Annotated in this window: 14 protein-coding genes; all 14 read left to right on the forward strand. The window is 58.1% G+C overall.

Translation table 11 applies throughout. The annotated features are described in order from the left end of the window. The first annotated feature begins 23 nt into the window (after nucleotides 1-23). Entirely contained in the window at nucleotides 24-848 is an 825-nt protein-coding gene (locus tag RDU76_03775; protein ID MDQ7798049.1) for a hypothetical protein, read from the forward strand. After that, nucleotides 845-1,456 carry a hypothetical protein gene (locus RDU76_03780; GenBank protein ID MDQ7798050.1) on the forward strand — a complete coding sequence of 204 codons (612 nt, stop codon included), beginning with the start codon at nucleotides 845-847 and terminating at the stop codon, nucleotides 1,454-1,456. Before RDU76_03775 ends, RDU76_03780 begins: the two co-directional genes overlap by 4 nt. Before the next feature lie 37 nt (nucleotides 1,457-1,493). Beyond that, a complete protein-coding gene (locus tag RDU76_03785; protein MDQ7798051.1) occupies nucleotides 1,494-1,796 on the forward strand; it encodes a hypothetical protein in 303 nt (100 codons plus the stop codon). Next, nucleotides 1,796-2,347 (forward strand): hypothetical protein, encoded by a 552-nt coding sequence (locus RDU76_03790; GenBank protein ID MDQ7798052.1) that lies wholly within the window; start codon nucleotides 1,796-1,798, stop codon nucleotides 2,345-2,347. The genes RDU76_03785 and RDU76_03790 overlap by 1 nt, the downstream gene beginning before the upstream one ends. Before the next feature lie 3 nt (nucleotides 2,348-2,350). Then, complete coding sequence (locus RDU76_03795; GenBank protein ID MDQ7798053.1) at nucleotides 2,351-2,674, forward strand: V-type ATP synthase subunit F; 324 nt, start codon at nucleotides 2,351-2,353, stop codon at nucleotides 2,672-2,674. 16 nt (nucleotides 2,675-2,690) lie between these two features. Next, nucleotides 2,691-3,599: a hypothetical protein gene (locus tag RDU76_03800; protein ID MDQ7798054.1), complete on the forward strand. Its 909-nt coding sequence runs from the start codon at nucleotides 2,691-2,693 to the stop codon at nucleotides 3,597-3,599. A gap of 526 nt (nucleotides 3,600-4,125) precedes the next feature. Beyond that, nucleotides 4,126-5,868, forward strand: coding sequence for a V-type ATP synthase subunit A (locus tag RDU76_03805; GenBank protein ID MDQ7798055.1), 1,743 nt, complete (start codon nucleotides 4,126-4,128; stop codon nucleotides 5,866-5,868). Nucleotides 5,869-6,012: 144 nt separating this feature from the next. After that, complete coding sequence (locus RDU76_03810; protein ID MDQ7798056.1) at nucleotides 6,013-6,927, forward strand: exopolyphosphatase; 915 nt, start codon at nucleotides 6,013-6,015, stop codon at nucleotides 6,925-6,927. A 181-nt stretch (nucleotides 6,928-7,108) separates the two neighbouring features. Next, on the forward strand, nucleotides 7,109-8,521 hold the full coding sequence (locus RDU76_03815; protein MDQ7798057.1) for a V-type ATP synthase subunit B: 1,413 nt from the start codon (nucleotides 7,109-7,111) through the stop codon (nucleotides 8,519-8,521). Nucleotides 8,522-8,570: 49 nt separating this feature from the next. After that, the gene (locus tag RDU76_03820) at nucleotides 8,571-9,362 is read left to right on the forward strand and encodes a hypothetical protein (GenBank protein ID MDQ7798058.1); all 792 of its coding nucleotides are present in this window, start codon (nucleotides 8,571-8,573) and stop codon (nucleotides 9,360-9,362) included. 14 nt (nucleotides 9,363-9,376) lie between these two features. Continuing rightward, nucleotides 9,377-10,252, forward strand: a complete 876-nt coding sequence (locus tag RDU76_03825; GenBank protein ID MDQ7798059.1) for a hypothetical protein — start codon at nucleotides 9,377-9,379, stop codon at nucleotides 10,250-10,252. Nucleotides 10,253-10,281: 29 nt separating this feature from the next. Continuing rightward, entirely contained in the window at nucleotides 10,282-11,733 is a 1,452-nt protein-coding gene (locus RDU76_03830) for a DUF853 family protein (GenBank protein MDQ7798060.1), read from the forward strand. A gap of 31 nt (nucleotides 11,734-11,764) precedes the next feature. Next, nucleotides 11,765-12,388, forward strand: coding sequence for a V-type ATP synthase subunit D (locus RDU76_03835; GenBank protein MDQ7798061.1), 624 nt, complete (start codon nucleotides 11,765-11,767; stop codon nucleotides 12,386-12,388). After that, nucleotides 12,385-13,044, forward strand: a complete 660-nt coding sequence (locus tag RDU76_03840; GenBank protein ID MDQ7798062.1) for a hypothetical protein — start codon at nucleotides 12,385-12,387, stop codon at nucleotides 13,042-13,044. Before RDU76_03835 ends, RDU76_03840 begins: the two co-directional genes overlap by 4 nt. Nucleotides 13,045-13,050: the final 6 nt, after the last annotated feature.

Below are 13,050 nucleotides of genomic sequence, written 5' to 3' on the forward strand. Positions count from 1 at the left end.
AAGGTAATAAAGGAGATGGTGAAATGAAGTTCTTCGAAAAGATAGCCAATATAGACAGCCGGATCATCTATCTGTTGCTGTTCATCGTGGTGCTGATCCCGGTGATGTTTAAAATGGTCCTGCCGGTAAGGGTTTCGGAGCCGGTCCAGGCGGCCTATGATTCCATCGAGAAACTACCGGAGGGTTCGGTGATCCTTTTCTCGGTGGATTACGACGCCTCCTCGGCGCCCGAGATCCAGCCGATGCTGCTGGCCACCTTGCGGCACGCCTTTTCCCGGAAGCACAAGGTGGTGTTGCTGGGACAGTGGGCCCTGGGCCTGCCGTTCGGCGAGATCGGCCTCAACGAGATCGCCCCCCAGTTCGCCGCCCGATACGGGGTGGATTACGTCAACCTGGGCTACCGCCCGGGATACCGGGCCCAGATGGTGGGGATGGGGCGGGAGATCCGCGACTTCTTCGCCACTGACTACAAGGGCACGCCGGTCGATGAAATCCCCCTGATGAAGGGCATCCACAACTACAACGACATCGACCTGCTGGTGGGCCTGGAGGCCGGGCAGGCCGGCGATGAGTGGATCCAGTTCGCCGGGGCCCGCTACGGGATCAACATCATCGTCGGGGCCACCGGGGTCATCGCCCCCGACATGTTCCACTATCTGCAGGCCAAGCAGATCAAGGGCCTGGTGGGCGGCCTGCAGGGGGCAGCCGAATACGAGACCCTGGTCAAGCACGCCGGGACCGGCATCGCCGGGATGGTGGCCCAGTCTTACGCCCATCTGCTGCTGTTGGGGTTCATCCTGATAGGCAATGTGGGCTATTTCGTGATCAGAAGGAGGAAACAAGCATGATGCAGATAATCGGGACCTGGATAGCGGCCGGGCTGACCCTGGCCATATTCTCATTCCTCTATAAGGACAACCCCTTCTACAAGTTCGCCGAGCACCTCTATGTGGGGGTCTCGGCCGCCTACGCCATACTGTATGTCTTTTATTTCGACGTCAAGCCGCTGCTGATCGAGAAGTTCATCACCGAGCAGGGGGCCGAGCGCTGGATCATACTGATCCCGGCGGTCTTCGGCCTGATCATGCTGTCACGCTGGATACCCAAGATCTCCTGGCTGTCCCGCTGGTCCATCGCCCTGACGGTGGGGATCGCCGCCGGGCTGGGCATCACCGGCCAGATCCAGGGGATCCTGCTGCCCCAGATCCAGGGCACATTGGTCCCGCTGACCTCCGTAAACAACGTTATCATGGTGATCGGGGTGATCGCCACCCTGGTCTATTTTTATTTTTCCATCGCCCACCAGGGCCTGGTCAAGCACGGGGCCCGGCTGGGAATGGTCTTTATCATGGTGGCCTTCGGGGCCAGCTTCGGCTACACCGTGATGGCCCGCATCTCGCTGCTGATCGGCCGGCTGCATTTCCTGGTGTACGAGTGGCTCCATCTGGTCAAATGAGCCGCCGGGGCCCTGAAATTTTAAGGGGGATGTAATTATGGAAGATCTGACCGGAATAAAAGGGGTGCTGGGCTTTGCGGTCTACGTCAGCGACAGCCAGGTGTCCGGCTCGGCCAAGGGGAAGCTGGGCGACAAGGCCTCGGACATAGAGCAGTTCTGGGCCAACGCCGCTTCGGTGATATCAAACAATCTGAACCTGGGGGAGGTCAAAGAGGTGGCGGTCGGCGGGAAGGACCGCCAGGTGCTGATGGTGATGTCCCCCGATAAGACCGTCCTGTGCGAACTGGATCCCAAGGCCAACTGGAAGAGCATCTCCGCCGAAGTAAGGAGGAAGATGTGATGTCTTTACAAGACGCTTTAAAGACCAAGCTGGCCGGGCAGAAGGCGGCCTTCGTGATAGATGGATCAGGCAAGTGTCAGCAGCAGGGAGGGGATGAATCGGCCATCCTGCAGAGCACCCAGTTCGCCAAGCAGATATACGACATCGTCGGACTGTCTTCGCTGGACACCCTGTGGGTCAGCGCCGGGAACGGAACCTTTGTCACTAAAACAACCTCACAGGGGCAGGCCGGGCTGATGCTGGACCAGAATCCGGACATCCCCGCGGCAATGAGTTTCCTGGATCGGGCCCTGTCATCATCGGAGGCCGGGCCGGCTGCCGGGACCGGGGATGTGATGGGCAAGGTGCGGAAGATAGCCTCCGAATACCTGACCGACTTTGCCGACACCGCCCTGATGATTCAGGTCAAGCAGGCCGGGCTGGACGAGAAGAACCCCCAGCCCGAGCAGCTGGAGAAGCTGGCCGCCGGCCTGGAGAAGGCGGCCCTGATGATCACCGGGCCGGAGAAGGCCAGGGAGATGGCCGAACAGATAAGGAAGGCGATAAAATAAGCGATGGAAAGATTGGCCGTGATAACCGACCCCTGCACCGCCACCGGATTCCGGATGGCGGGCATAGAGACCCATGAGGTGGCCGACATCCACCAGATGCGCAGCAAGGTGCTGGAGCTGATGAAGAGCGACAGCTACGGCATGATAGCGGTCAACGAGGACCTGGGCGGGGACCTGGGGGATGACATCAACCGCCTGATCAAGGGCCGGGCCCTGCCGGTTATTTTGCCGTTCCCGGTTCCCCAGGGCGGGGTGGTGGAGTCGGGCGAGGCCTATCTTTCCAAATTAGTCAAGCAGGCCATCGGGTTCTACGTTAAGTTGAAATGATCTTTTTAGGGCAGGGATGAACGCGGATAATTATCGGTCAGGCTTCTTCAAGAAAATAATTTTGTCTTTCGTTCTTTTAATAATTTTTATTTATCCCGTTTGTGCCGAGAGTGTCCCCGGCCTGGACCTGCTGGAGCGGGTACTGGACCGGTTCCAGTTCATGCCGGAATATCATATGGTGGGCGACGTGATGGCCTTTGCCAATCACAAGGATGCCGAATACCGCCGGCGTTATTTCATCGAGACCAATTCCGACCTGGAGTTCGTGTTCTTCTCCTACCGCGGCCTGATCTACTCCGACTGGTTCCTGTACATGAAGACCGGCATGGGGCGCCAGGACGGGGCGGTGATCTTCGATCCCCGCGATGTCCGCTACGGGATTACCCCTTCGCTGGAGATCCGGCTGAAAAAGGCCAACCTCCGGGCCGGACTGGAGCATTTTTGTTTTCACGATATCGATCGGAACGACGGGGTCACCGAATACTGGAACAAAGAGTTCCTTGAGATCTTTTCCAATAATTTTCGCCTGGGAGAATACCGCCGTCGCCTGATCGCGGAGGGAAGCTGGGACCAAGGCAACCGGTTATCCAACAGCACCAAGCTGGGCTTGTATATCAAAAGGGCCTTCGGTCTGCTGCCGGAGGCGGTGCTGGGCGGTGGACATAATTATAGATGGGAACTGACCCAGGAGAACCGCTGGGCCTTTTTCCGGAGCCGCGACTGGCTGGTCAATATAAAAACGCTGGCCAATGCCAACGTGAGGCGGGACGGCCATGTTCTGCAGACATACGTCCTGGGGCTGGAGGGCCACTTCCGGCGGGGGGCCGGCGGGTCGATGCTGTTCATGAATTATAATATTCTGGATCAGCTGGAGGTCAGGCCCAAGGACAAATTGCTGGAGCTGGGAGTAAGGTTTTATAATTAATCGAAAAGAGATTGTTTCCATACAGGATGAAACGGCTAGCAAAATATTGCCTTTCCCTTATTATATCGATTGCAATATGGGGATGCAGCAAGCCAACAGAATCGACAAGTGAGCCTGTGCTTACAGAAGTAAGCTTAACGGATACGATTAATGCCTATTATAATGAATGCCAAGTAAATGTAACTTTAATTTATAAAATCCAGAATTATTCCGGTATTAAATCAGGGTCGGATTCGGATAAGTTCACAGTTTATCTGAATAACGGGAAGATATTAACCGAGCCATCTAATGGGCCCGGGGCACAGAGTGACGAATATTATTTAGGCCTTTTTACTAGAACGACCTATGATAGCTGGGTTTCTGACACAACAACTAGCGTCCTTGCCGCTTCCGATACCCTTACGACCATAGATAGTTCTGCCGTCAATATTTGGTGGTGGTATAATGGTGTCCGCCGGACATTACATTATAAATTTTAACCGAACAAGTAAATAACATCTTTATATAAATCGTTCCAGGAGTTTTTATGCAGGGCATCATTCAGAAGATATCCGGGCCGGCGGTCATTGCCAAGGGCATGATGGGCGCCCGGATGTACGACATAGTCAGGGTGGGCAAGCTGGGGCTGGTGGGCGAGATCATCCGGCTGGACGGCGACACCGCCTTCATCCAGGTCTACGAGGACACCTCCGGCCTGTTCGTGGGCGAGAAGGTGGAGACCACCGGCCAGCCGCTGATGGTGGAGCTGGGGCCGGGCCTGCTGGAGGCCATCTTCGACGGCATCCAGCGTCCCCTGGATCAGATCAAGAAAATGGAGGGCGACTTCATCGCCCGCGGGGTGGAGGTTCCCAGCCTGGACCGGGAGAAGAAATGGCATTTCCAGCCGGCCGCCAAGAAGGGAGACCAGGTCTCCGGCGGCGACCTGCTGGGCCGGGTGCAGGAGAACGAATGGTTCGTGCATAATGTGATGGTGCCGCCCAAGATCACGGGGAAGATAAAGGACATCGTCAAAGAGGGCGATTACACCGTGACCGACGACATCGCCACCCTGGATGACGGCACCAAGCTGCAGATGATGCATGCCTGGCCGGTGCGCGAGCCGCGGCCCTTCAAGAAAAAGATGGACCCCAACGAGATGTTCATCACCGGCCAGCGGATATTGGACACCCTGTTCCCGGTGGCCATGGGCGGGACCGCCGCCATCCCCGGGCCCTTCGGCTCCGGCAAGACGGTGGTGCAGCAGACCCTGGCCAAGCACTCCAACGCCCAGGTGATCATCTACGTGGGCTGCGGCGAGCGGGGCAACGAGATGACCGAGGTGCTGACCGAATTCCCGGAATTGAAGGATCCCAAGACCGGACGTCCTCTGATGGAACGGACGGTGCTGATAGCCAACACCTCCAACATGCCGGTGGCGGCCCGGGAGGCCTCCATCTACACCGGCATCACCCTGGCCGAATATTTTAGGGACATGGGCTTCTCGGTGGCCATGATGGCCGACTCCACCAGCCGCTGGGCCGAGGCCCTGCGCGAGATATCCTCCCGGCTGGAGGAGATGCCCGGCGAGGAGGGCTATCCCACCTACCTGTCCTCCAAGCTGGCCGCCTTCTACGAAAGGGCCGGCCGGACGGTGTGCCTGGGCTCGGACGGCCGCATCGGGTCGGTGACCGTGGTGGGCGCGGTGTCGCCTCCGGGGGGCGATTTCTCCGAGCCGGTCACCCAGAGCACCCTGCGGATCGTGGGCACTTTTTGGGCCCTGGATGCCAGCCTGGCCCAGCGCCGGCATTTTCCGGCCATCAACTGGAACCGGTCCTATTCGCTGTACGCCGAGATGCTCACCGGCTGGCTGAAGGAGAACGTGGTGGGCGACTACGACCTGGTCCGCCGGCGGGCCATGGAGCTGCTGCAGAAGGAGGCCGAGCTGCAGGAGGTGGTCCAGCTGGTGGGCCCGGACGCCCTGCAGGACAACGAGCGGATGATCATCGAGGTGGGCAAGATGCTGCGGGAGGATTTTCTGCAGCAGCACGCCTTCTCCGAGGTGGACGGCCACTGCTCGCTGGACAAGGGCTACTGGATGCTGAAAGGGATCCTGGCCCTGTACGACGAGTGCCAAAAGGCCATCTCCCACGGCAAGATGCATATCAACGATATTCTCAATCTCCAGCAGATAGAACAGTGCGCCCGGTTCAAAGAGGTTCCCCAGAAGGAATTCAAGGCCCATATGGATAAATTCATGGCCGGCCTGGCCGATACCTTCGCCGGGAAATAATCGACTTCCCATCAGATGTCACCCTGAGAGGGCAATTTCGCTTGGCAGGGTGAACGGGTGACACTGTCATCCTTCAGCCTGTGGCGCACCGCAGGAATCTCAGGATGATAGATAGTAGAATAAACATAACAGTATAGGTGAATTATGCGTCTAGTAACCAGAGCGGATTTCGATGGATTGATCTGCGGCGTCCTGTTGAAGGAGGCCGGCATCATCGACAATATTCTGTTCGTCCACCCCAAGGACGTCCAGGACGGCAAGGTCGAGGTCACGGCCGACGACGTGCTGGCCAACGTGCCCTATGCCAAGGGCTGCGGGATGTGGTTCGACCATCACATGTCCGAGCTGGAGCGCAAGGCCTTCCCGGCCGATTACAAGGGCTGGTCCAGCCCGGAGAAGAGCTGCGCCCGGGTGATCTACAAGCATTACGGCGGGGCCGACAAGTTCCCCCGCTTCACCGAGATGATGACCGCGGTGGACAAGTCCGACTCCGGCGACCTAAGCATCGAGGAGGTGGCCGAGCCCCGGGGCTGGCTGCTGCTGGCGGTGGTGATGGACCCCCGCACCGGCCTGGGCCGCTACAGCGACTACCGGATCAGCAACCTGCAGCTGATGCAGGACCTGATGGAATCCTGCCGGACCATGCCCATCGAGGAGATCCTGGAGCAGCCGGACGTCAAGGAGCGGGTCAAGCGCTACCACGAATCGGAGTGGATGTACAAAGAAATGATCAAGGGCCACTCCAGGGTGGAGGACAAGGTGCTGGTGGTGGACCTGCGCCAGATGGAGGAGATCCCCAGCGGCAACCGTTTCGTGGAATACGGGATGTTCCCCAATATCAACATCTCCATCCGGGTGATGTGGGGCCTCAAGAAGCAGAACGTGGTGTTCGCGGTGGGGCACAGCATCATCAACCGGACCTCCCAGACCAAGGTGGGCTCGCTGATGCTGAAGTACGGCGGCGGCGGGCATGACAAGGTTGGGACCTGCCAGGTGCCGGCCGAGAAGGCCGAGGAGGTGCTGGCCGAATTAGTGAAGCAGATCAAGGCCGACGGGTAGATTCCATTCACGATTAATTGCGATAGGTTGAAAACCTATCGCTTGCCAACCAACAAGGCCGCCGGTGCGGCCTAATAAGGAAGGCTTTGAATAAGCCTTGATGAATATCCAGCGATATCATTCATGGTGTCGCGTTAAATAGAAGTTAAAATAAATTGATATATAAAATTACGAGGCATTCATGGACTTAACCACCAAGAAATACCAGAGCATTTCCTACATCTCCGGGCCGTTGCTGTTCGTGGACAACGCCAAGGGGCTGTCCTACGGGTCCATAGTGGAGATCGAACTGCCCGACGGCAGCAAAAAGGGCGGGCAGACCATCGAGGTCTCGGAGAAATACGCCGTGATCCAGGTGTTCGAGGAGACCCGGGGGCTGGACCTGGCCAAGAGCTCGGTCAGCTTAAAAGAAGACGTGGCCCGGATTCCGGTGTCGCGCGACATGATCGGCCGGCGCTTCAACGGCCTGGGCGAGCCGATAGACGGCCTGCCGCCCATCATCCCAGAGAAGCGGCTGGAGATCATCGGTCAGCCCATGAACCCGACCTCCCGGGCCAAGCCGGAGGAGTTCATCCAGACCGGTATCTCCACCATCGACGGCTTCGCCACCCTGGTGCGGGGCCAAAAACTGCCCATCTTCTCCGGGGCCGGACTGCCGGCCAACGAGATCGCCGCCCAGATCGTCAAGCAGGCCAAGGTGCTGGGGGCCAAGGAGGAGTTTGCGGTGGTGTTCGCCGCCATGGGCATCACCTCCCGCGAGGCGGCCTTCTTCATCACCGAGTTCGAGGAGTCCGGGGCCCTGGCCAAGACGGTGGTCTTCATGAACAAGGCCGACGATCCCACCATCGAGCGTATCCTGACCCCGCGCTGCGCCCTGACCTGCGCCGAGCACCTGGCCTATGACCACGGCATGCAGGTGCTGGTGATCCTGACCGACATGACCAACTACTGCGAAGCCCTGCGCGAGGTGGGCACCGCCCGCGAGGAGATCCCGGGGCGGCGCGGCTATCCCGGCTACATGTACACCGACCTGGCCCAGATCTATGAGCGGGCCGGCCGCATCCACGGGCGCAAGGGTTCCATCACCCAGATCCCCATCCTGACCATGCCGGACGACGACATCACCCACCCCATCGCCGACCTGACCGGATACATCACCGAGGGCCAGCTGGTGCTGTCCCGCCAGCTGCACCGCATCGGCTGCTACCCGCCCATCGATCCCCTGCCCTCGCTGTCCCGCCTGATGAACAACGGCATCGGCGAGGGTCACACCCGCAAGGACCACCGGGAGTGGGCCAACCAGCTGTATGCCGCCTATGCCTCGGGCCGCGACCTGCGCAAGCTGGTGGCCATCATCGGCGAGGAGGCCCTTACCGAGATCGACCGCAAGTACCTCAAGTTCGCCGAGGGTTTCGAGAAGGTGATGATCAACCAGGGACAGACCGACCGCAGCATCGAGGAGACATTGCAGATCGGCTGGGACCTGATGTCCGAACTGCCGGCCAAGGAGCTAAAACGCATCAGCAAGGACCACATTCACAAGTATTACCACGGCGAGACCATGGAGAAGATGTACGGCAGGGAAGAACGGTGATTCTAGAATCGTTTTAGGGTTTCAATTGTGTAATGCAGTTGTGGTTAAAATGAAAACAAGTAGAGTTATCCTTATTGCGGTTTGTGCAACCATCTGTTTGATTTTTGTAGGGTGTGCTGGGATCAAACCACCTGTGCCCCAAATCCGCGAAGTGGTTTGTACCTCTTCGGAATTCGATAGCGCCTTGGTGCACGTGGCCAATAACCTGAAGCTGCAAACTGAGAAGCAAAACGACTCGGTGTACCAGATTACCCAATGGCCTCTAAATGCCTTTGAATCAACGAGAGAAGTAAGATTTTTAACCCGCCGCAGCGGCGACAGTCTCAAAATGGTATCAAAAGCTGTGCAGTGGGGTGGTTACGGTAATAGCGGTAAGGCCCCGGCCAATGACTTTGCATATATCACTGTCTCGGCGATGCAGCAGGAGATCTCCCTTTTACAAAGGGGTCCGATCACTGATCGCCGTTTGCCTAAAAAGTCCAGCGCAAAGGCGTTGGGAATTTCAATGCTGAATCCTGGTTTAGGCATTATGTATTGTTACAGCAATCCCATGATTCCCAAAAACACGACTTGGACCATGGGGATCGGGTATATTTTATTGGATCTGGACGCTTTGTATTTAACGATAAAACCATTTTATTGGCGCAACGAGGTAGATACCACAAAAATGGTTTCTTCGCGGCCTCTGGGCATATTATGCTTGATTTTGGGCAGGGCTTTAATGTTGGGTGTTATCGGTTTTGATCTCAAGACGCTTAATATGTATGCCGAAACGCCATATTATTTTGATATAAATGAAGTGAATGGTGATATAAACGTAGGTTACCAATACCATTTCTAGTAATGAGGAAATTAATGAAGAGAAGAAATCTTATATCAATATGCGCCGGCATTTTTTACATCTTTACTGTGTTACTACTAGTTTCTCCAGCTACTGCCGAGACCCTGGACGTCACCATCAAGGGCCTGGACGACGGCAAGAAGACCTCCCGCCAGCAGGATTACAAGCAGGCGGTGCTGGACGCCAAGCGCCAGGCCATCGAGCAGGCCGGGGTGACGGTGGAATCGAAGTCAACAGTAAAGAACGCCGTTCTGCAGGAGGATTTCATAGAATCCAACGCCAAGGCGGTCCTGCTGCCCGGTTTCCAGATCATGGACATCGGCTACCTGCAGGACGGCACCTATCAGATAGTGCTCACCGGCAAGGTTCAGGTCCAGCCCAAGCAATCATCTTCCGAGGCCGACAGCGGGGTCCTGCTTTTATTGATGAACATCTACAGCGTGCCGGTGACCTTCCAGCTGGACGGCCGGCCGCTGGACGCCGGCGGCAGATTCACCGCCCTGGTGGCGATGAAGGATAGCACGGATTTTTCCCTCCTGCCCAATATCAGGGAAGTGAAGAAAAGATACAACAACCTGCCCAAGCATTTTCTCTATCTGTTAAAACTTCCGGCCGGCCGGCACAGCATCAGGATCACAGCCAGCATCATTGACGGCAGGGGATTGGATCCCAACGGGAACCTGGTCGAAGCGGAAATACTACCGGGGAAGACCACCATCTATGAATATCGGGCTGACCCGGAATACAGTTTTGCCTCGGCCGACAGCGATTTCGTATTTGAAAAGCTGGAAGCAAATAAAAAACCGGCCGATACCACTTCCGCCTATCGCCAAAAATTGCGGCAGGAGGTAGCCAAAAAGCACCAAGAGCTGACCGGCTTCGAATTTTAAAACATAGATCATAAACGCAGCACCGGACCATGAGCATAACTCCCATCCTGGTCGCCAAGGGGGAAAAAGAGCTTTTTCTGCTTCCCCAGATGGCCAACCGCCACGGCCTGATAGCCGGGGCCACCGGCACCGGCAAGACCGTCACCCTGCAGGTGCTGGCCCAGAGCTTCAGCCGGATCGGGGTGCCGGTCTTCATGGCCGACGTCAAGGGCGACCTGGCGGGGCTCAGCCAGCCGGGAGCTTCGAACCCCAAGATCGACCAACGGCTTAAAAAACTCGGCCTGGAAGGATTCCAGTTTTCGGCCAGCCCGGTGGCTTGCTGGGACGTGTTCGGAGTCTCGGGCCATCCAGTAAGGACCACGGTGTCGGAGATGGGCCCGCTGCTGCTGTCCCGCCTGTTGAACCTGAACGAGATCCAGAGCGGCGTCCTTTCGCTGGTGTTCAGGATCGCCGACGATGACGGACTGCTGCTGCTGGACATGAAGGACCTGCGGTCCATGCTCCAATATGCCGGCGATCACGCCTCGGAGTTCACCACCGAATACGGAAAGATCTCGGCGGCCAGCATCGGCGCCATCCAGCGGGCCTTGCTGGCCCTGGAGGAGCAGGGGGCCGATAAATTGTTCGGCGAACCGGCCCTCGATCTGGACGATATCATCCAGACCGATCCCCAGGGGCGGGGGGTGGTCAACATCCTGTCGGCCGACCGGCTGATGAATTCGCCAAAAACCTACGCCACCTTTTTGCTGTGGATCCTGTCGGAGCTGTTTGAGCAGCTGCCCGAGGTGGGCGACCTGCCCAAACCCAAACTGGTCTTTTTCTTTGACGAGGCCCACCTGTTGTTCAACGACGCCCCGGAGGCCCTGTTGGAGAAGATCGAGCAGGTGGTGCGGCTGATCCGCTCCAAGGGGGTGGGGGTTTATTTCATCACCCAGAATTCCAGCGACCTCCCCGACCAGATCCTGGGCCAGCTGGGCAACCGGGTGCAGCATGCCTTAAGGGCCTTCAGCGCCAACGACCAGAAAGCGATCAGGGCCGCGGCCCAGACCTTCCGCCTGAACCCCAAGCTGGACATCGAACAGGCCATCACCCAGCTGGAGGTGGGCGAGGCCCTGATATCATTTTTGGAGGAAAAAGGCAGCCCGGCCATAGCGGAACGGGCCCTGATCCTTCCACCCTCCGGCCAGATCGGTCCGATCACCGCCGAACAGAGGGACCGGTTGATAAAAGGTTCGGTGCTGTTCGGCCATTACGAAAAGGACATCGACCGGGAGTCGGCCTATGAGATGCTGAAGGCCAAGGCCATGCGGGTGCAGCAGGCGGCCCCTGCCCCGGGGACAAAACCGGCCGGCCGCCAGCGCCAGGGCCTGGGAGAGGCCATGGTCAAAAGCGCCGCCCGGGCCGCCGCCAGCCAGGCGGGAAGGGCCATCATCAGGGGAGTGCTGGGATCGTTGTTCGGCGGCAAAAAGGGTTTGTTCTAAAATTTGAAATTATAAGCAAAATTTGCATCAGATGGAAAACGTATCGCCAACCAGGATGAACCTGCTGGCCCGAAAGGCCCAGGTATCATTGGCCAAACAGGGGGTGGACCTGCTGAAGAAGAAACGCGACGCCCTGGTGGCGGAGTTCTTCGGCGTGGTCCGGAACACGCTGGAATCGCGCAACAAGCTTAACGCGGCGGCCCAGGAGGCCGTCAATCAGTTGAACATTGCGGCCTCCATAGAGGGCAAGCCCCTGCTGGAATCGGCGGCCCTGGCCGGCAAGCGCCAGGTGATGCTGCAGGTGGCGGAGAAGAACGTCTGGGGCATCAAGATCCCCGAGGTCTCCACCGCCCATAGCCTGAAAAGGGACCCCTTCCAGAGAGGGTACAACGCCGCCACCGCCCCGGGCCGGGTGATAAAGACCGCCGATAATTTCGAGGAGATGATCGACCTGCTGGTGGAGGTGGCCGGGCGGGAGACCCGCCTGAAAAAACTGGGCCAGGAGATAAAGAAGACCACCCGCCGGGTCAACGCCCTGGAACAGATCGTGATCCCCCGGCTGTACCGCCAGATGGCCTACATCAAAAGCGTCCTGGAGCAGAGGGAGAGGGAGGATGTCTTCCGGCTCAAACTGATAAAGAACAAAGGCGAATGAGACAGGTTCGCCTTTGTTCCCGTCTGCTGGCAGGCCTTTCCTGCTGGCTTTTTTTATCCGGCTGCGTTTCGGTGGAGGTCCAGACCAAGGCCGGCCGGGACCTCTCGGGCAGCCGGACCTATAGGATAACACTGGAGCCCATGCTGGCCAGGTTTTACCGGGCGGGGGCCTCGGCCAAAATGTTCGATCTCCCCGGGCAGGACCTGGAGAAGCAAAAAGGCGTCAGCGCCGTCTCCAAGCAGGAGATCCCGGGAGAGGACGGATCGCTGGAGCTGGTGTGGTCCTACCGTTCATCCCGTTTGGATGATTTCTCCAGCCAAACCGACACCGTGATCTTCTCCAAGAGGGCCGTCAAATGGTGGATATATTACAGCTATTACGAACGCTACCTGCCCCGCCGGGACACCAGCAACCTGCCGGCCGCCGGAGGCACCTGGATCAAGAACAGCCTGACCCTGCCGGGGCAGGTATATTCCAGCAACGGGGACTCGTTATCGGGCTCCCGGGTCGTCTGGCTGCGGCCCATGGATGCTTCGGCCCGGGGCGGGCTGGTGATGACCGCCCAGAGCCGGGAGATCAACCCCCTGCTGCTGGTTTTATTGCCGGTCCTTCTGGGCCTCATCTGTTACCTCCTGCTGAAGCCCCGGATAAAATAAGCCAAA

This window comes from Candidatus Edwardsbacteria bacterium (assembly GCA_031082425.1).
Classification (GTDB): Bacteria; Edwardsbacteria; AC1; order AC1; family EtOH8; genus UBA2226.